General features: G+C 29.9%; 17 protein-coding genes and 1 pseudogene. 3 read left to right on the top strand and 15 right to left on the bottom strand.

Translation table 11 applies throughout. The features are described 5' to 3' along the window. Window position 1: 1 nt before the first annotated feature. Genes DZ65_RS0104230 through DZ65_RS0104220 form a run of 3 tightly spaced genes read right to left on the bottom strand, consistent with a single transcriptional unit; the run spans window position 2 to window position 2,553 of the window. Window positions 2-760, bottom strand: a complete 759-nt coding sequence (locus DZ65_RS0104230) for a glycosyltransferase family 2 protein (RefSeq protein WP_051428246.1) — start codon at window positions 758-760, stop codon at window positions 2-4. Between the two features lies 1 nt (window position 761). Continuing rightward, window positions 762-1,646, bottom strand: coding sequence for a lipid A biosynthesis lauroyl acyltransferase (locus DZ65_RS0104225; RefSeq protein ID WP_024790783.1), 885 nt, complete (start codon window positions 1,644-1,646; stop codon window positions 762-764). Continuing rightward, a complete protein-coding gene (locus DZ65_RS0104220) occupies window positions 1,636-2,553 on the bottom strand; it encodes a glycosyltransferase family 9 protein (RefSeq protein ID WP_024789601.1) in 918 nt (305 codons plus the stop codon). The genes DZ65_RS0104225 and DZ65_RS0104220 overlap by 11 nt, the downstream gene beginning before the upstream one ends. A 47-nt stretch (window positions 2,554-2,600) precedes the next feature. Between DZ65_RS0104220 and DZ65_RS0104215 the strand changes: the two genes are divergently transcribed. Next, the gene (locus tag DZ65_RS0104215) at window positions 2,601-4,298 is read left to right on the top strand and encodes an ABC transporter ATP-binding protein (protein WP_024789600.1); all 1,698 of its coding nucleotides are present in this window, start codon (window positions 2,601-2,603) and stop codon (window positions 4,296-4,298) included. Here the strand turns inward: DZ65_RS0104215 and DZ65_RS0104210 are convergent. From DZ65_RS0104210 to tig, 10 genes and pseudogenes are all read right to left on the bottom strand, one after another. Then, complete coding sequence (locus DZ65_RS0104210; RefSeq protein ID WP_024789599.1) at window positions 4,288-5,670, bottom strand: bifunctional ADP-dependent NAD(P)H-hydrate dehydratase/NAD(P)H-hydrate epimerase; 1,383 nt, start codon at window positions 5,668-5,670, stop codon at window positions 4,288-4,290. The two genes, DZ65_RS0104215 and DZ65_RS0104210, sit on opposite strands and share 11 nt — an antisense overlap. Further along, on the bottom strand, window positions 5,670-6,278 hold the full coding sequence (locus DZ65_RS0104205; protein ID WP_024789598.1) for a tyrosine-protein phosphatase: 609 nt from the start codon (window positions 6,276-6,278) through the stop codon (window positions 5,670-5,672). Before DZ65_RS0104205 ends, DZ65_RS0104210 begins: the two co-directional genes overlap by 1 nt. Further along, window positions 6,275-7,312, bottom strand: a complete 1,038-nt coding sequence (locus tag DZ65_RS11470) for an ATP-binding protein (RefSeq protein WP_369792329.1) — start codon at window positions 7,310-7,312, stop codon at window positions 6,275-6,277. Before DZ65_RS11470 ends, DZ65_RS0104205 begins: the two co-directional genes overlap by 4 nt. A 30-nt stretch (window positions 7,313-7,342) precedes the next feature. Continuing rightward, window positions 7,343-7,498 (bottom strand): annotated as a pseudogene (locus tag DZ65_RS11465) (magnesium chelatase domain-containing protein); the annotation flags it as partial. 964 nt (window positions 7,499-8,462) lie between these two features. Further along, entirely contained in the window at window positions 8,463-8,597 is a 135-nt protein-coding gene (locus DZ65_RS11285; RefSeq protein ID WP_255327422.1) for a hypothetical protein, read from the bottom strand. Between the two features lie 424 nt (window positions 8,598-9,021). Continuing rightward, on the bottom strand, window positions 9,022-9,354 hold the full coding sequence (locus DZ65_RS0104185) for a magnesium chelatase domain-containing protein (RefSeq protein ID WP_024791278.1): 333 nt from the start codon (window positions 9,352-9,354) through the stop codon (window positions 9,022-9,024). Continuing rightward, window positions 9,318-9,842 carry a peptide deformylase gene (gene def, locus DZ65_RS0104180; protein WP_024789595.1) on the bottom strand — a complete coding sequence of 175 codons (525 nt, stop codon included), beginning with the start codon at window positions 9,840-9,842 and terminating at the stop codon, window positions 9,318-9,320. Before def ends, DZ65_RS0104185 begins: the two co-directional genes overlap by 37 nt. Further along, window positions 9,842-10,846: a diguanylate cyclase domain-containing protein gene (locus tag DZ65_RS0104175; protein ID WP_024790774.1), complete on the bottom strand. Its 1,005-nt coding sequence runs from the start codon at window positions 10,844-10,846 to the stop codon at window positions 9,842-9,844. Before DZ65_RS0104175 ends, def begins: the two co-directional genes overlap by 1 nt. Then, a complete protein-coding gene (gene clpP, locus DZ65_RS0104170) occupies window positions 10,846-11,433 on the bottom strand; it encodes an ATP-dependent Clp endopeptidase proteolytic subunit ClpP (RefSeq protein ID WP_024791277.1) in 588 nt (195 codons plus the stop codon). The genes DZ65_RS0104175 and clpP overlap by 1 nt, the downstream gene beginning before the upstream one ends. 3 nt (window positions 11,434-11,436) lie before the next feature. After that, the gene (gene tig, locus DZ65_RS0104165) at window positions 11,437-12,723 is read right to left on the bottom strand and encodes a trigger factor (protein WP_024791276.1); all 1,287 of its coding nucleotides are present in this window, start codon (window positions 12,721-12,723) and stop codon (window positions 11,437-11,439) included. Window positions 12,724-12,782: 59 nt separating this feature from the next. Between tig and fliI the strand changes: the two genes are divergently transcribed. Continuing rightward, window positions 12,783-14,081: a flagellar protein export ATPase FliI gene (gene fliI, locus DZ65_RS0104160; protein WP_024790771.1), complete on the top strand. Its 1,299-nt coding sequence runs from the start codon at window positions 12,783-12,785 to the stop codon at window positions 14,079-14,081. Window positions 14,082-14,105: 24 nt separating this feature from the next. Next, window positions 14,106-16,565, top strand: coding sequence for a GGDEF domain-containing phosphodiesterase (locus tag DZ65_RS0104155; RefSeq protein ID WP_024790770.1), 2,460 nt, complete (start codon window positions 14,106-14,108; stop codon window positions 16,563-16,565). Window positions 16,566-16,805: 240 nt separating this feature from the next. Here DZ65_RS0104155 and DZ65_RS0104150 read toward each other — a convergent pair whose 3' ends face one another. After that, window positions 16,806-17,690, bottom strand: coding sequence for an RluA family pseudouridine synthase (locus DZ65_RS0104150; RefSeq protein ID WP_024787400.1), 885 nt, complete (start codon window positions 17,688-17,690; stop codon window positions 16,806-16,808). A gap of 39 nt (window positions 17,691-17,729) precedes the next feature. Further along, window positions 17,730-18,149, bottom strand: a complete 420-nt coding sequence (gene tatB / locus DZ65_RS09860; protein WP_024787399.1) for a Sec-independent protein translocase protein TatB — start codon at window positions 18,147-18,149, stop codon at window positions 17,730-17,732. Between the last annotated feature and the right edge of the window lie 5 nt (window positions 18,150-18,154).

Genomic DNA, 18,154 nt, shown 5'->3' with positions numbered 1-18,154 from the left:
TTCAATTATCCATTTTTTTAACATATTTCCAAAAAGTATATTCACTATAAAGTTTAGCAATTACAAAGCCACTCCATCCATCAATAAAACCTAACTTTAAAAAGTATATCTTAAAAAAAGTCCAATATGGTGAAAATATGGCTTTTAATTTATTAGGTTTTGCACCAAGGCTTGAGTATCTATTTTGCTTTTCAATAAATTCTTCAACACTCTCATATGCATAGTGCAAAAAATAGTTTTTAAGCTCTCCTACCCTTTCACACTCTACACTTTCATGCACTTTTCTTTCATTAAATTTGCACTTTTCTTTGTTAAAAAGCCTTATAGAATAGTCAGGGAAAAGGCCGCAGTGTCTAATCCATTTGCCAAAAAAATTATTAAGTCTTGCAACTTTATAAGCATTATATTTTGGATTTTTAATAGTTTTTAAAACCTCATTTTTAAGACTTCCAGTAAAGACTTCATCGCTATCTAATACAAACACCCATTTATTCGCAGCTTTATTAACAGCTTTTTGTTTTTGAACTCCAAAACCTTCCCAGTTCTTATCAATAAAAATTTTAGTGTTTTTAAACTTTTTAGCAATTTCTGATGTATTATCGGTGCTTTCATTGTCATAAATAATAACTTCATCGGCAAATTCCACACTTTTTAATACTTCTTTTAAATACTTTTGGGAATTTTTTGTCAAAATCACTACACTTAATTTTTCATCGTGGCCGCTTTTTAAGCAGCCAGATGAGTAAAACCCACTTTTCATTTTACACTCTACATTTTTTATTGTATTCATTTTCATAAAAATGTTTAAATCTTCTATGCATCCAATACCAAAGTTCTGGATATTGTTTCACCTCTTCTTCAATAATTTTTGATTGTTTATCCACGCATTTTTTAATATCATCCGCATAAAAAATTTCTTTAAAATCTATAATCCATTTATCCTTTTCTTTTTCAACAAAACCCATAACAATTGGGATTTTAAATTTCTTACTTAAAAGACATGCCGAAGGTGTATGTAAAACTTTTTTGCCAAAAAAAACTGTTTCCACCCCTTCATTTTCAGCCGTATTCTGATCTACCAAAATTCCAATACTTTTATTGTTTTTTAAATCTCTCATTAATTTTTTAAGAGCGCCTTTTTTATTATAAATTCTAACTCCGAATTTTTCCCTTGTTCTTTTTATTTTTTCATTAAGCTTAGGATTGTCTATATTTCTTACAACTGCGCTTATAGGCGTCACAAAAGCACCTATTGCAGATGTAGCTATTTCCCAGTTACCAAAATGTGCCCCACTGAATATTACAGGCCCTTTATTTAAATATTCTTTTATTTTATCTAAATTTTTAAACTCAATTCTCTTTCTGAGTTCTTCTTTTGAAATAAATGAAAGTTCGATAAATTCAAAGAGATTATTTATAAAATTCTCATAAACTTTTTTTGTAATTTCTTCTTTTTTTTCTTTACTTAATGTATTTCCATATGCCAAATTTAAATTTATGCAAATTACTTTTTTCCTTTTATTGTCCAAATGATACACACTAAACAGAAGTATTTTTTTTAAAAAATCAACAAAGGGCATTGGGGTATATTTAATTATAAATTCTAACATATTAAATCCGTAATAACTTAAATCTTTAAAATTCATCTATTTTCTTTAAAATTTGATTTAAATCCATTTTATCCATTACCATTAAGCCTTTTTTTATGCTTTTTTGCATTTCTACACTTTTAGAAAACTTGTTTTCATAAATTTTGTTATTATATGTACAGCCGTATAAAATCACATTGTTAATATTGTTTGCCCACGCTATAAAGCTAGGACCAGTATCGTTTCCAATAAGTAAATCACACTTATCAATTAATGCTTTTAAAGCATTTAGATTTAAGCTAATCGGCAAAATGTTTGAATTATTTTCAGCCAAAAAAAATGCATCTTTTTTTTCGCTTTCCCCATAATAAGGAATAATTATATTTTCATTTTTAAAATGTTTTGCCAGTTTATCCCATATTTTTAAAGGCGTTTTTTTACACTCCCAGCTTGCCCCTATTATAAAAACTATGTTTTTTTTAGTTTTGCTTAAAAATTCAAACTCTTTATCTTTATAAAACAAAAGTTTTGGATGATTTTTTAAATACTGAGTATCATCAAAGCCGAAAAGATTGATATATCTTCTAATAGCAATTTCGCCTAAAACATCTTTTTTTTCATCATAAAAAAACCTGGCTATTTTCTCCCTTGGATTTTTAAAACCAACCACTATATCACCGACAAGTCTTGCCAAAAGAGCACTTTTAATCAGCCCCTGCAGGTCATATACCCTCTCATACGCATCCATTGATTTAAGTCTTACAAATTCTTTAATATATAAACTTTTTTGTTTTTTTGCTTGTCTTAATTTAACCGGCACAATATTTTCAATAAAAGGATTATATTCTAAAATTTCTTTAAAAACATTATCCACAAAAAAATCAACTTTTTTATTAAGTTTAGGCAAAACAATAAGTGAATGAATTATATCTCCAAGAGAACTGAGTTTTATTATTGCTTCCATTATTTCCTTTTGGTAAAATATGTAAAATTATAACAAAAAGGAAATAAGTGTTTAAATTTTTAAAAGAGTATATGCCTTATTACAAACATTATAAAAAACAGATTTTCTTATCCGTAATAGGAATGATTTTGGTTTCTCTTGCAACTGCCGCAACCGCATATTTAGTAAAACCGGTACTTGATAAAATATTTATAGAAAAAAACATCCGTTTATTATATTTATTACCGTTTGCAATTGTACTTGCCTATTTTTTAAAAGGTGTGGGCTCGGTTTTGCAGCAGTATTATGTAAGCTTCATAGGAGAAGATATTGTAAGGCAAATCAGAGATAAATTTTTAAAGCATATTTTAAGTTTTGACCTGCTCTATTTTAAAAAAACCCACTCAGGAGAGCTGGTCAGCAGAACAATAAATGATATAAACAGAATCCAAGGAGCGGTTAGCCATTCTTTGGCCAATTTACTTAGAGATATATTAATGGCTGTTTTTCTTTTGGCGGTGGTAATATATCAAAACCCGAAATTGGCTTTTTTTGCACTGATTATTTTGCCTTTTATTATTTACCCTGTTAGCATTATTTCTAAAAAACTGAAAAAATTATCCAAAGAAGCTCAGAATCAAACCGCAAAATTAAATAAACACCTAAGTGAAATTTTTAAGAACATAGAAACAATAAAAGCATTTAACGCAAAAAAATATGAAATAAAAAAATTTGAAGAGCTGAATCTCAAATATTTAAAAATAAATCTTAAAACCATACGGACACAGGCTGTTTTGATTCCGGTGTTGGAAACCCTTACCGCGGCAATAGGCGCAATTGTAATTATTATCGGAGGAAAAGAGGTAATTGAAAATCAAATGAGTGTCGGAGCGTTTTTTTCTTTTATGACGGCACTTTTTATGATGACAGACCCGATTAGAAGAATAGCAAACACATATTCAAGATTCCAGGATGCAATTGCCGCAAATGAAAGATTAAAAGAAATATTTAATCTAAAACCTGAAATCATTTCGGGCAATAAAAAATTAAGCTCTATTGAAAAAATAGAATTTAAAAATGTAAATTTAAAATACGGAAACAAAAAAGCTTTACAAAACATAAACTATGAAACAAAAAAACCCAAAATTATAGGTCTTGTAGGGGACAGCGGAGGGGGGAAAAGTTCTTTTGTATCAATGCTTGAAAGATTTTATGATGCAAACAGCGGCGAAATTTTAATAAATGAAAAAAATATAAAAAAATATAATATTTTTGATTTAAGGGGCAAAATTGCCTATATTCCGCAGAATGTTCACATTTTTAACGACACAATTGCCGCAAACATCTCCTACGGAAGAGAAATTAACGAAGAAAAAATAATCGAAGCACTTAAAAAAGCAAATTTATGGGATTATGTAAAAAGTTTGGAAAATGGTATATACACCGTTTTGAACGAAGGAGGAAGCAATCTAAGCGGAGGGCAAAAACAAAGAATAGCAATAGCAAGGGCTTTATATAAAAACCCGGATGTTTTAATTTTAGACGAAGCAACAAGCGCACTGGACAATAAAAGCGAAAAAGTAATAATGGATAGTATTTTAAAACTTAAAGACAAACTTGTTTTTATAGTGGCACACAGATTAAATACCATTGAAAATGCAGATGAAATTTTAGTTTTTAAAAATGGACAGATTGTATGTAAAGGAAAAAAAGAAGAATTATTAAAAAACTGTGAAGAATTTAAAAAACTATACGCTAAATATTAATTTCTTCAAGTCTTTTTATAAGTTTTATAGGGGTCAAGGCATAATTCGGTTCATAATTTCCTGCAACCGAGTGGGCCAAACTTGCATTAATTGTAGCATCAAGCAAACTTTCTCCCTGAGCCAATAAACTTCCTATCATTCCGGCCAAAACATCTCCGCTCCCGCCTTTTGCCAATGCAACGTTTCCAAGAGGGTCAATAAAAAGTTTTTTATTATGCACAATTATTTTGTTTGCGCCTTTAAGAAGCAATACAACTCCGGGATATTTTTTACTGAATTCCAATGCCAAATCAAACCTGTTTTTTTGAATTTCTTTTACGCTGTATTCTCCAATACCGGTTAATTTAAGAAGTGATGAAAACTCTTTTGGATGAGGGGTTAAAACAACATCTTTTTTTAAAAATTTTAAAATCTCTTTTTTATAAAACATATCCGCATCTATTATCATCGGTATATCAAGTTTTGCAATTTCTTCAAGCTCATCATCAAAATAATTGCCAAGCCCCATACCAAATGCAAGTGCTGAGAAATTTTCAATATGGTGTGTCTGCATAATTTCATAAGGGGCATTAACCTCTTTATGAGTGACTAAACTAACAAGTCCGCACCCGAAATTAAATGCGGCCATACCCGCCATTATTGAAGCGCCTTTTTTCTCTCCGCATAAAATACCTAAATGGCCATAACTTCTTTTGTGAGTATTTTGTTTATTTCTAAAAGGAAGTTTTAAGTCATTTTTTTCCAAAACAAAAAAACTGCTTTTTTCAATATAGTTTGAAAAAGAAACACCCAAATTTGCTATTTTAATCTCACCCACATAATCTTTTGCCATGTCTGAATATAAAGCTAATTTTTCAGCACCCATTGTAACGGTCACATCTGCCCTGAAAGACACAGGTCTTAAATTCCCTTTATCATCAATTCCGGTTGGGATATCACAGGCTATTTTAAAAGAATCCATTTCATTCATATTTTCAACTACATCCGCTATCCCGTCATCTAAATCCCTTTTTAACCCGCTTCCAAAAATTGCATCCACCAAAACATCAGCTTTTTTTATCTTTTTACTGACTTTCCCGCCAATTCTTAAAAACCTTTCAAGCTGGAGTTTTGCCATGGCGGATTTTGCATTTAGGGGTAAAAACAGATTAACCTTATAATCCCCTAAAAGGATTCTTGCAAGTGTTATCCCGTCTGCCCCGTTGTTTCCGGGACCAGAAATTATAGTTACACTGCTTCCTTTCTCAAATCTTTTATATATTTCAAGAGCCATTTCGTAAGCTGCGTGTTCCATTAAAATATCTTCTCTCAAGTTATATTTTTCATAACATTTTTTATCCAAAAAATAGACATTCTCAAACACTTCTCTCATCACTCTCTCCTTAAAATTTTCTCATATATAAAATCGACAAAAGGGTTTTCACTGAATTCCGATTGAATTTTATCCCTGTTTTTTTCAGCCCAAGCCATAAAATCATTTTTACCGTCATATTTTGAAAAAAATTCCTTAATTCTTCCGGCTTTACTTAAACTTATAAAGCCGTATTGCAATTTAAGTTCTTTTTTGAGAGCCTCTTTTGGAGATTCGCCTTTAAGTATTCTATAAAATGTTGCAACAAACCCGCTCCTGTCAGCCCCAGCCTTGCAGTGAAAAAGAAGGGGTTTTTTGTTTTTATTCATTAAAATATCTTTTAATTTTTCCATCTCTTCTATTTTGGGAAGTGTTCTTGATGAAATTGGAAGCTCTATATATTCAACCCCTAATTTATCGCATATTTCTTTTTCTTTTTTATATAAATAATTATCGCTGCCTCTTAGATTTATTACAGTTTTTATATTATATTTTTTAATTATTTTTTTAAGCCTCCAGGGAAGTATCTGGGCGCTTCTGTAAACGCCTTCGTCAATTTTGTGAAAATTATTCCAAAACAGATTTATAAAATTATGTTCTTCTGTTAAAATTTTGATAATTTCTTTCATCTTTTCCTATACTTTAACGCTTTTAATAAATCAACTTTTTTTATTTTATCTCTTTTATCTAAATTTGCAATGGTTTTTGCCACCTTTAATAAATTAAATTCGCTTCTTTTAGAGAGTGCAAAATTTCTTTTGGCTTTATTTAAAATATCATAAGCTTCGTTTTCTAAGTCAAATTGATAATTTTCTTCTAAATTGGCATTAAATTTACCTTTTTGCATTTCAAATGCAGTTAAAACCTTCTCAAACATCTCTTTGCTTGAAATTGTATCTTTTGAGTCGTCTTCAATCATCTGATGATATATTTCAATCCTGTCATAAAGAGGCTCGCTTATCCTGTTTTTATACCTTCTGATTTCAAGGTCCGTGCATCTGCATTCTTTAAGAGGACTTAACAAATTTCCGCAGGGGCATGGATTCATAGCCGCCGCAAATAAAATATCCGTTTCATACTCTATTTTTGAATTTACCCTGCTGATTAACACTTTTTTATCCTGCAGTGGAAGACGCAGATTTTCCAAAACATCTTTTTGAAAATAAGGAAGCTCGTCAAAAAACAAAATCCCCTTGTTCGCAAATGCAATTTCCCCAATTTTAGCCCCCCTGCTTCCGCCTCCGAATATTGCTGCTTTTGTAGATGAATAATGCGGCGCTCTATAAGGCCTGACAGGCTTAAATGTAACTTCTTTCCCCTCAAGTGAATTATATTTTTCAACTTCAAGTATCTCTTCCAGACTCATAGGAGGCAGAATATATTTCATTCTGTTTATTATCATAGATTTACCGACTCCCGGACTTCCCTCAAACAAAATATTATGAAACCCAGCCGCTGAAATCAAAGCCGCTTCTTTTGCCTCGTTTTGACCTATTACATCTTTAAAATCCTCTTTAAATTCATTTAAATAGTAATATTTTTTACCGTTAATATTTATCGAGTCATAATTTAATTCACTTTTTTCACTTTTTTTTGGAGCAAATTCTTCAAACTCTTTTATATGCGAAAAAGCATATATTTCAATTCCTGGGATTTTAGACACTTTACCTGCACTCTCAAGCGGAATTATCACTTTTTTAGGCTTTAAAGATAAAATTATAGGAAAAATTGTATTTGTATCTTTAAGTTTACCGTCAAGCCCAAGCTCGCCCAAAACCAAAAATTCTCTCAAATCAATATCTTTTTTATGATACAGAATACTTAAAGCTATCGGCAAATCAAAATGGCTTCCCTCTTTTTTCTTAACAACTCAATTGATAATTATTTTTCAAAAAGTTTTGAAAAAGATTGAAAAAACAAAAAGGTTTTCATTTTTATAAATTTTATAAATTTAATAAATTTTTATCGTCAAATTAGACAGTATTTATGAAAATATTTTAAAATCCTGCATTTAAAGAAGAATTTTTTAAAATTAAAATTAATCTTTTTCTTCTTTTAACTTTTCAATTTCTTATCTTTAGTTAATATAATTTCATTTTTTAGATTATTTATTTGATATTCTTAAAACATTCTTTTTTAATTCTTAAATCTTTTAGAATATCTAGTATTGTAAATTGGTTTTTTATTCTTTATTTTTTTTATAAAAATATAAAATTATTAACTTTTATTCAATTTCCAAATTTTTTAAAAAAATTTGTTTTTTAGCTTTTTTTATTTATTTCCTCTCTCAATGCTTTTAAAAATACTATTATAAACTTTTATATTATTTTAATTTTTTATTTTTTTCTTTAAACTTATATTAATTATAAAATACTAAATCAAAAATTTCTCTTTCTTTTTTCAAATCATTAATATATTCATCTTTTATAATTATATAAAATTCTTCTTAAAAATTTCAATGAAATTTTTATTTTTTATATAAACATTTCTAATTTTTTTTCTAATTCTATGAAAACAATTCCAGTTCTTTATTATTTCCCAAAAAATAAAAAAAAGTTTTGTCATTAACAATTTTTTCAAAAATTGATTATTAAAATATTTTATTACATAATCGTTTACCACTCCCACAGGTTGGGTCAATATTCTAACATATTTACTATTTTTAATTAAATCTTCTATTTGAATTTATATTTAAATTTAATTTTTTTAAAAAATATATCATAAATTAAATGTCTTGTTTTATTTTTTCAATTTCTTTTTTATTAAGTATTTTCTCAATTAATTTATAAAGTTTTTAAATACTTAAATACTTTTTATACTTTATATAAAACCATTTTAGGAGTTTTCAAATTACAGGAATAACATATATCAAATGCTTTTTTATGCAATACTTTATCACATTGAACATTAATATCTACATTTGGTAAATATTTTGAATTAAAAGCCATTATTGTTTCTTTAATTTATATTAGTGTAAAATTTCTTTTTGTAATCTTTTTAAAATATTTTCTTCTAATTTTTGGGTTTAACAAAATAATCATATTTTTATTTCCTTTTTTTACAAAACGGATAGTTTTAAAAAGTTATTTAAACTTTCAACTATTTTTTCTACATAAAATATATAAAAGCAATAAAATTTTTTTTTCTTTCTTTAGCAATACAGTTTTTTTTAAATCAAACAATCAAAACAGATAATCTAAATTAAACTATAAAGTTTAAAAACGATATAATAATTTGCTAAATATTTAAATTAATTTTTAATCCTTTTAATATAGCTTTTGATTAGTTTATTTACTTTAAACTTTTAATTTTATTTTTTAATTAATAATTAAAGTGCCTCCTCTTTTTTCTTTCAAAAGCTCTTTAATAGTTTCAAAGACAAGCTTTTTTATAATTCTTTTTAAAAAATCTGTTGAGTTTTTGAAAATCTGGAGAATTATGTAAAAAAAATAATCTTTTAAGAGACAAATCCGCCGGAGATAATGAAATAGTGATTTTAAGAGGCGGAAATTCGAAATCGTTGTTAAGCAGGGCGGACTTTACCCTTTCTTTGCTTTCCTGAATTGACTGGCTTGTAAGCCCGACAATGGAAAATCCTGGAAGAGCTTTTGTAAAAGAGCTTTCGACTTCCACTTTTTGGGCACCAAATCCTTCAAGTGTGGCCGAATTTATTTTTTTCGTTTTTGTTTTAATAGTTTTTTCCACTCTTTTTCAAACTTCTTTCTTTTTATATAATCCAGTCTTTCTACAAACAGATATCCGTCCAGATGGTCTGTCTCATGCTGAAATGCAACGCTGAGTAGCCCCTCGGCATCCCTGATATGCTCTTTTCCGAATCTGTCAAAATATTTAACTTTAACATTTGCATATCTTTCAACTTCGTCAAAATAATCCGGAACGCTGAGGCAGCCTTCCGTATCTTTTTGGCTTCCTTCCCAAAGTAAAAATTCAGGATTTATTACTTCTATTTTAGAATTTTCACTCTGTTTTCCTTCTTCATCCCCGATATCAATTATTAACGCACGGATTGGAACCGCCACCTGAATAGCGGCAAGCCCGACACCGTTTTTAACAATCATAGTTTCATACATATCATCCAATAATTTATGAAGCTCGCCATCAAATCTTTCAACAGGTTTTGAAATCTGTTTTAAAACTTTATTCGGATATGTAACTATATCAAGCACTGCCATCAATCTACCTTTCCAATGGAATATAATTCTTTATTGCTTTCAGCTTCTTTTAGGGTATTTAACGCTTTAAATATAAATCTTTCCACATCCCTGTTTTCCTTAAGCTCTACTATACCGGCCACAATTTTAAGCGTAAGTTCTTCACCCTCTAAAAAAACAGAGGTATTTAACAACGTATCTGAAAGTCTTTCAACTGTTTTTTGCGCCCCTATCACATCGGTATGTTTAAGAAGCATTGAAAAAATATTTTCTTCGAATGTAGCCACAATATCTGTTCTTCTTGACGTTTTAAGCATTATTTTAGCCAGACTTCTGTTGATTAAGACACGCGATTTTTCAGAATTGAGTTTACTCAAAATATCATCTTGTATTTTAACCATTATAAGAGAACTGGTATGATGAAATTTATTTATTAAATTAAGTTCTTTCCTAACTTCATTTAAAAAATAATTTTTATTATATATACCGTATCTCGCATCAAAAACAGAATTACTTTCGATATCTTTTAAAACCTCCACATTCTGGGAATATAAATTTTTAATCTCTTCAACTTCCCTGTTCAGGCGCTCATCGATTATTTTTAAATTGTTTTGAAAACCGTTTATCAATTTTATTAAAGCCTTGTTGTTGGTTATGTGGGCTGTTTCTTTAAGCTGTAAACCAAGCAGTTCTTTTAATTTTTTAGTAATTTTATATGTCAGCGCAACATGGTTTAAAAGCTCTTTTGAATATTTAAAAGCGTTTTTAAGTTTTATTTCAAATTCCAAATCTTTTTCTAAATCATTACTCTCTTCCAAAGATATTAATTCATAAACCTGTTTTCTGAATGCTTCATTTTCGTTGTCCAGCTCATTAAAAAAATAAACTTTATAATAATACGGAATGGGGGGGACCCCGTCTGAGATAAGATTGTCAAATACCCTTTTTGCAAAATTTTCCAATGAATTATTAGAAGAATTTGAAACATTCTGGGTTACATATTTATCTTCTTGTTTATTTAGCATTAATCTCTCTTTTTAAGCACTTTGTCTACAAGCCCGTATTTCATAGCCTCCTCGGCACCCATAAAGAAATCTCTTTCAGTGTCTTTTTCTATTTTTCTAAGGCTCTGCCCTGTATTTTCAGCCAAAATTCTGTTAAGTTCTTTTTTCATTCTTAAAATTTCTTTCGCATGAATTTCAATGTCAGTTGCCTGACCCTGGGCTCCTCCCAAAGGCTGATGTATCATAATTCTTGCATGAGGGAGCGCAAATCTTTTCCCCTTGGCACCGCTGCTGAGTAAAAACGCCCCCATGCTTGCCGCCTGCCCCATACAGATGGTTACTACGTCAGGTTTTATATAATTCATGGTATCATATATTGCCATACCGCTTGTTACAACACCTCCAGGTGAATTGACATATAAATAAATGTCCTTTTCAGGATTCTCGGCTTCAAGAAAGAGTAACTGTGCCACTATAATGCTTGAAACATGGTCGTTAATTTCTCCCTGGAGCATAACAATTCTGTCTTTAAGCAGACGAGAATATATATCATACGCCCTCTCGCCCCTTCCCGTTTTTTCAATTACTGTAGGTATTAATATACTCAATTTTTATCCTTCACTTGATAATTTATCATCAAGAAGTTTGTTTAATAACTTCTCTTCAATCATATTCATTTTTATTACAGGTAATAAATTGTTTTCCTGATAATATTTTATTACATCCTGAGGATTTTGCCCCTGCATTAAAGCTTCATAATAAATTACCTGGGAGAGTTCCTGATCGCTCACATCAACATTTTCTTTTTTGGCTATGGTATCAACCAAAAATGTAAGTTTTACCCTGTCTTTTGCTTCAGGAAGCAGTTTTTCCCTGAGTTCTTTAACTTTTTCAGGATTTTCCTGAAGTTCTTTAATTTCGGCAGGACTCATTTTTGAGGCTTCCTGATTAATCATTATTTCAAGTTCTTTTTCAACAACGGCCTCAGGCAAATCTATTTCATATTTTTTAACCAGACATTCAAGTATTTCGTCTTTTTTTGGTCCGAAAACTTCGGCTTTTTTTCTGCTTAAAATAAGCTCTTTTACATGATTTTTAAGATCATCCAAAGCGGCGTCTTCTTTATTTAAATATTTTTTAGCCAAATCGTCATTTATTTCAGCCGGAATTTTTTCCTGAATTTTTTTAAGTGTTACTTCAAATTCAGCCTCTTTGCCCGCTAATTCTTTTGCACCGTAATTTTCAGGGAAAGTCACTTTTATTTTTTTACTCTCTCCCACTTTCATTCCGATAATCTGTTCTTCAAATCCCGGAATAAAAGAATTGCTTCCAAGCTCAAGAGGATAATCCTCGACACTTCCGTTTTCCATTTCTTTTCCGTCAATAAAGCCTTTAAAATCAATTACCGCTATATCGCCTTTTTCGGCAACTTGCTTTTCGCTGTCTTTTACTTCAGCCATGCTTTTTGCAATATTTTCAAGTTCTTCGTTAATTTCTTCTTCGCTTACTTCTATTTTTTCAATTTCAGGAACACATTCTTTGTAACCTTCTATTTCTGCTTCTGGCCTTGAATATACTTTAATTTCAACTTCTATTTTTTCTTCGCCTTTTTCAAATTTCACCACATCAGGCTCCGCAATCATATCTTTAATTCCGAGCTCTTTTAAACCTTCATTTAAAACATCTCTTACGGCTTCACTTACTGCATCGTTTTCAATATCGCTTGCATACATTTTTTTAACAACTTTTACGGGAACTTTTCCCGCTCTGAATCCTTGAACTTTAGCTTTTTTTGCAATTTGTTTGGCAATTTTGTCTTTTTTTGCTTCCAAATCTTGATTTTCTATGTTTGCTTTTATTATACTATTAGCAGAATCAATTTTTTTTGCTTCAACCATACATTATCCTTTTTTAAAGTGTATAATACCATAATTTTATAATTAATTGAAAGGAAACGATGCCGCTTAAAAATATCAAATCGAAAATTGGCTCTAAAAAATTATCCCTTCCGTTTGGAACGGTAAAAAAAATAAATTCCACCAATCTTATAGCCGTAGGACTTAACCCTTCTATAGGGGATATTGTAAAAATTGTCTCATCCAATAAGGAAATGCTCGGGATGGTAACAAGCCTCGATGAAAAATCTTTTGTGGTAACGCCTTTTAGTTTTTTAGAAGGTTTTAAAACAGGGGACAAGGTATATATTGACGAAAACGGAATGAAAATTCCTGTTGGGGAGGGGCTGCTTGGAAGAGTGGTTGACCCGTTTATGAATCCTATTGACTCCCTCGGTAAAATAAATTTTGAAACAAAATATCCTATAATGAAAAAACCTATTTCCCCCCTTAAAAGAGGCATGATAAATGAAGTCTTCTCAACCGGGGTTAAAGCGATAGACGCTCTTTTAACCTGTGGAAAAGGCCAAAAAATGGGTATTTTTGCCGGAAGCGGGATTGGTAAAAGCACACTCATGAGTATGATTGTAAAAGGAAGTGATGCCCAGGTTAAAGTAATAGCCCTGATTGGCGAAAGGGGGAGGGAAATCCCGGAATTTATAGAACATAATTTAAAAGGGGATTTGACGAATACGGTAATTATAGCGGCAACAAGCGACGATTCAGCCCTTATGAGAAAATACGGGGCGTTTAGCGCCATGGCGGTGGCGGAATATTTTAAAGACCGTGGGAAAGACGTACTCTTTTTAATGGACAGTATAACGCGTTTTGCCATGGCTCAGAGGGAAATAGGGCTTGCCCAGGGGGAACCGCCTACAAGCAAAGGTTATCCTCCAAGCTCAATTATTCTTTTACCGCAATTAATGGAGAGGGCTGGAAAAGAAAAAGGAAAAGGCTCTATCACTGCATTTTTTACAGTATTGGTGGAAGGAGACGACACTTCGGCCGACCCTATAGCGGACCAGGCCAGAAGCATACTCGACGGACACATTATTTTAAACAGGGAACTGACAGACAGGGGGCTATATCCTCCAATAGACATTCTTTCTTCAGCCAGCAGGGTAATGCCGAATGTGGTAGATAAAGAGCATATAAATTTTGCGCAAAAATTTAAATATCTCTATTCAATGCTCAAAGAAAACGAAGTGTTAATCAGAATCGGTGCATATCAAAAAGGAATTGACCCTGATTTAGATGAAGCCATTGACAAAAAAGAAGCCATGGAAAACTTTTTAAGACAAAATCCCGATGAATTATACAAATATGAAGAGATTATTAATCAGCTAAAAAGCTTGTTATAATTTGAAAAAATGAGGAGAAATTAAATGTATTTAAATGATTTAATTTCTATTTTTAATAATCAAAACTACATCGGTGTAATGATATACCAAAAAAATATAATTTATTCAAATAAAAAATTTCAAGAAATTTCAGGATATTCTCAAAATGAATTAAAAAATTTCTCCCCAGAATCAATATTTAAATTAAATAAAAAAAAATATGAAATTTTAAATACTATAAAAAAAAGATTAAACGGAGAATTTTTTTCAAAAACATATGAAAGTTTGCAAGTTATAAATAAAAACAATGAATTTAAATTAGTAAATATTTATTCTCAGACAATAAAATTAAACGATTCGTTTGCAGGTCTAATTTATGCAATAGATATTACAGAAGAAATAAAAAAGGAAAATTTGCTTGAAATTTTAAAAAATATAAATCAAATTATAATAAAACTCTCTTCTAAAGATGAAATATATAAAAACGTTATGGAATCTTTTTACAATCAAAAAACATTTGATTTTGTATGTATTGCCACAAAAAATGAAAATTTTACAAAAATGGAGTTGAAATACTGCAAAGGAGATTATAAAAAAGAGTTTTTAGAGTATTTAGCAGAAATTTTTGAAACCGACCCAAAATATTCAGACAAATGTATGGCTACACAATATATTCTTAAAAATCAAATAATGATAATAAATGATATAAATTCAGTTAATTTCCCAAATAAAAAATTACTAAAACAATTAATTGACAATAATTTTCATTCAGCATTATTTATACCAATTTATAAAAACGGCAAAATGGACGCAGGCATTGGTTTATGCGTAAAATACAAAAATTATTTTAATAAAGTTTGTTTATCAATTTTTAAAGAGATAAAAGAAGACATTGAATATGCCATTAAAAAAATAGAAGATTACACTCTTCTTGATTTACTAAAAGAAGCCATTGACAAAACTTATTCATGGATTGTTATTACAGATGAAAATGCAAATATTTTATATACAAATAAAAGCGTTGAAGAAATAAGCGGTTATAAAGCAGAGGAACTTTTAGGAAAAAATCCAAGAATTTTTAAATCAGGCTTTCATTCTATCAGATATTTTAAAATCATGTGGGACAAATTAACATCAAACATCCCTGTTGAAACGGTTATAATTAACAGAAAAAAAGATGGAAATTTATTTTATTTAAAAGACAAAATAATACCTGTTTTTTCACATGAAGGGAAAAAATATTATATTTCTTTGGGTGAAGACATAACAAAAGAAAAGATTTTAGAAAAAAAATTAAAAGAAGATTTTTTAACAAAACTGCCAAACAGAAACGAATTTATATATAAAATTTTAAATTCTATTGACAAAAAAAACAGATATGCCTTATTATTAATTGATTTAAAAGATTTTAAAATATTTAACCAGTTAAACGGTATTGAACAAGGCGATTATATTTTAAGAAAATTTGCTGAATTTTTAAAAACATTTTTCCATACAGAAGATATTATAGCAAGAATAGGAGCAGATGAATTTGCAGTTTTTATAAAATATAAGTCTTTAGACGAAATTCTTTCAATAATTAAAAATTTCAACACAAAAATAAAAACTTTAGAAGAGTTTCAAAACAAAATTGCTGTCAATATAGGCATTGCTCTATATCCCAATGATGATACCGACATAGTAAAATTATTAGATAAAGCTTATTTAGCACTAGAGCTTGCAAAAGAAAAAGGAGAATTTACATACGAATTTTTTTCTTCACAAATCAACGAACAGATTTTAAAATATACACAAACCAAAAATCTTTTAAAAACCGCTTTAAAAAACAAAGAATTTATATATTATTTTCAACCGTATGTTGATTCAAAAAATTTTAAAATAGTTGGAGCCGAAACATTAATTAGAATAAAACATGAAAATAAAATTATTTATCCAAACGAATTTATTGATTATGCCGAAAACAGCGGATTTATAAAAACAATAGAAAAACAGATGTTTCCAAAATTTTTAGAATATCTGCAACAGATAAACATACCCCTTTCTTTTAATATTTCAGGTAAATCCTTAACAGATGAAGAGCATATTAAAAATTTATTTAAAAAAATACACAATTTACCTATAAATATAGAATTAACTGAAAGGGAAATAGCGGGAGATATTGAATATACCAAGAAAATATTCAATTATTTTAAAAATAAAAAATTCAGACTTTCAATTGACGATTTTGGAACGGGTTATTCATCGTTTAGTTATTTAAAAGATCTGCCGGCTGATTATTTAAAAATTGATATATCTTTTGTAAGAAACATAGAAAACTCAAAAAAAGATTATGCCATTGTTGAAACAATTATTGATTTTGCCCATAAATTTAATATGAAAACAATAGCCGAGGGTGTAGAAAACATTAACCAGTTAAAACTGCTCCAAAATGCCGAGTGTGATTATATCCAGGGATTTTATTTTTATAAGCCTATGCCTTTTAATGAATTTAAATCTCTTTTATAAGCCCGGAAGGGCTTAAAGAGGAGGTAATTATTAAAAACTTTTAAGGAGGTGAAATTGAGCTAAAATTATATCAGAAAAAGCTTAAAGTTAGCTTAATTTTTTCGGCACTGACTAAATAAAGTGAAACAATTGCAAATTTGAGTGAAGAAAAAGTGTTAAAAAAAGCATTTTGTTTGAGCGTAGCGAGTTAATGCTTTTTAGCTTTTGCGAAAAGGAAAAAATTTGCACTTTTTGTTGAACTTATTTAGCCAGTGCCAATATTTCTAAAAATTTATCGCTTTTTATTACATATTTATTATTCATAAAATAAAATTCAAGCTTGTAAGAATGAAGCATAAGCCTTTTTGCCCCGGTTGTTTTAATTCTCTCTTCTTCGCTTATCTGTTTATTTAAATATCTGTCGGCAAATTCATTGCCCACCCCGTATAACGGATCCCCCACAACCGGATGGCCTATACTGAAAAGATGCACCCTTATCTGATGCTGGCGGCCTGTTAACAAATCACATTCAACAAGTGTGTTGTCTCCTATTTTTTTAACGGGCTTTATAATGGTTATTGATTCTTTACCCTCGGGATGAATCATTACTTTAACTTTTATATTTTCATCTCTGTTTGCCAAAATGGGTTTTTTAATAGTCATAATTTTATCCAAATGCCCCCTGATTAGGGCCAGATAACTTTTTTTTATTTCTTTGTTTTGAAAAGAGCGTTTTAAAACGCTCTCGGCAAATTTATTTTTACTCGCCATTACAAGTCCGCTCGTTTCTCGATCAAGCCTGTGGACCAAATTTGCATCTCTTCCCCAGAGTACCCTTACATCATCAAGAAGACTTTTGGTGTTAGCCAGTTTTTTTGGATGAATAGCAACCCCGCTCGGTTTGTCAAAAACTGCAAAATGGGTTGTTTCAAAAACAGGTTTTAGTCCGTAACCGTTGGGCTCGAACACTATGGCTTTAAGAATACCGCTGCCTCTTGCGGATTTTTCACTCACCCTTTTTCCGTTTAAACTGACCCTGCCCCTGTCAATCGCCCTTTTGGCTTCACGCATACCAAATCCGAGTTCAATTAAAAAATCAAGTATTTTTTGATTTTCAATTTCAAATTCTTTAACTACAAAACCCATAATTATCCTAATGTAAAATTGATAATGGAAAATGGATAATTATTTTTCTTTATTTTCATTTTTTTCTAATTTTTCATTATTTTTACCCTCATTTTCCATTTTACATTTTATATTATCCATTTTTTTTTCATTGGAGCTTATCATATCTGAAAAATCCCTTGTATTTCCTGTTGCCGTAAGTTCATCAAGACTTGTCAGGGAGCTTTTTATATCGTTTACTTCACCGCTTACTTTATTTTGAAGCTCCTGAAGCTGTTTTTTATATTCTTCCATTTCCGTTTTCATCTCTTCAAGTTCCAGCTCTCTTCTGATATCAGCCGTTGCGTCCCTCCACATTTTTTTTATTTTTATAAAAAGTCTTCCCAAATCCCTCATGGCATCCGGAAGTTTTTCCGGTCCCAAAACAATAATGGCTATAACCGCCACAAATAAAATTTCGCTAAAGCCCATATCCGGCATAATTT

The organism is Lebetimonas sp. JS032 (genome assembly GCF_000523315.1).
Lineage (GTDB): Bacteria > Campylobacterota > Campylobacteria > Campylobacterales > Nautiliaceae > Lebetimonas.
The sequence above is the reverse complement of the archived record's forward strand: the minus strand, read 5'-3'. Positions and strand labels throughout refer to the sequence as shown.